Below are 1,779 nucleotides of genomic sequence, written 5' to 3'. Positions count from 1 at the left end.
TCCGGACGCTGTTGGTAAATCCGGGGGCCTGCGTGACGACGGCCTGTACGACCCCGTTGGGGTGGTGCAGGCCGTCGTGGTGTTCAGGGGTGGGTTCGTGTCGTTGCATGGGGTGGAGTTGGCGGAGATCCCGCAGGAGACCGCGCGGGTGGCGCGTGCGGTGTTCCCGAAGGGCTGTCTGGCGATGCGGATGCGGGATGCGCTCGGGCCGGTCTTCGCTGATGCCCAGTTCGAGGGATTGTTCCCGGTGCGGGGGCGTCCGGCGGTGTCGCCGGCTCGGCTGGCGCTGGTGTCGGTGTTGCAGTTCGCGGAGGGGCTGACCGACCGGCAGGCCGCGCACGCAGTCCGTTCGCGTCTGGACTGGAAGTACGCCCTGTCGCTGGAGCTTGCCGATACCGGGTTCGACTTCTCTGTGCTCAGCGAGTTCCGTGCCCGGCTGGCCGAGTCGGATGTGGGCCGGGTGGTGTTCGACACGGTGCTTCGGGCCGCTGGGGAGGCCGGGCTGGTCAAGGCGGGCAAGCGGCAGCGCACGGACGCCACCCATGTGCTGGCCGTGACCAGGGACCTGAGCCGGCTGGAGTTCGTGGTCGAGACGCTGCGAGCGGCGCTGAACCAGGTTGCTGAGGTGGCCGGGGAATGGCTGGTGACGGTGGCGGCGCCGGAGTGGTTCGACCGGTACTCGGCCCGGCCGGAGGACAGCCGTTTCCCGTCCCGGTGGGCCGCGCGTGTCGAGCACGGCGACCAGTGCGGGACCGATGGCATGGTGCTGCTTCAGGCTGTCTGGTCGGTGTCGGCGCCGCCCGGCCTGCGGCATCTGCCCGCGGTGGAGTTCCTGCGCCAGAGCTGGGTGCAGCAGTTTTACCAGGCCAACGACGCCGTGCGCTGGCGGGAGCCGAAGAACACCCCGCCGGGCCTGATCCGCTTACGCACCCCGCACGAACCCGGGGCAAGGACCGGATCCAAGCGGGATCTGGGCTGGTCCGGCTACAAGGTCCACCTCAGCGAGACCTGCGAGCCCGACGCCCCGCACCTGATCACCCACATCCACACCACCCCGGCACCGGTCAGTGACATCACTGTCCTGGAGGACATCCACACCGCGCTGGCCGAGCGTGAGCTCTTGCCGGACGAGCACCTGGTGGACGCCGGATACGTGGATGCCGAGCAGATCCACCACGCTCGCCGCGACCACGGCATTGACCTCGTCGGCCCTGTCGGGAAAGTGACCAACCGGAAGCAGGCGGCCGGGGACTTCTTCGACAACACTCGCTTCACCATCGACTGGGACCAGCGCACGGTCACCTGTCCCGGAGGCAAACAGAGCACTGTCTGGCGAGCGACCACCAGCCACCGGGGCACCCCCGTGACCCGGGTCAAGTTCCCGGCCAGAGCGTGCGGCCCGTGCGAGCTGAGGACGTCGTGCACCGACTCACCCAAGGGACGCGCACTCACCTTCCGCCCCCAGGCCGAGCACGAGATCCTCCAACAGGCCCGGATCGAACAGGACACCGCGCCATGGCGACGACGCTACGGGCACCGTGCTGGGGTCGAGGGCACCATCTCCCAAGGCGTCGGGGCCTTCGGCCTGCGCAGATCCCGCTACCGCGGCCTCGCCAAAACCCGGCTGCAACACCACTTCACCGGAGCCGCCATCAACCTCGCCCGCCTCGACGCCTGGCTCACCGGCAGACCCCTCGCCCGCACCCGTATCTCACCCTTCTCAGCACTCCGCCCCGCTGGATGAGATCCAGCGGGGCGGAATTAGCCAACAGCGTCCGG

Annotated in this window: 1 protein-coding gene; it reads left to right on the top strand. The window is 69.3% G+C overall.

Features of this window, described 5'->3' with window-relative positions; all coding sequences use genetic code 11:
• Positions 1–97 precede the first annotated feature (97 nt).
• Positions 98–1,744 (top strand): IS1182 family transposase, encoded by a 1,647-nt coding sequence (locus AC069T_RS37940; protein ID WP_478787079.1) that lies wholly within the window; start codon positions 98–100, stop codon positions 1,742–1,744.
• Positions 1,745–1,779 lie beyond the last annotated feature (35 nt).

This window comes from Streptomyces sp. NPDC043867 (assembly GCF_056435845.1).
Note: the sequence above shows the minus strand (reverse complement) of the source record. Positions and strands in the feature narration are given on the sequence as shown.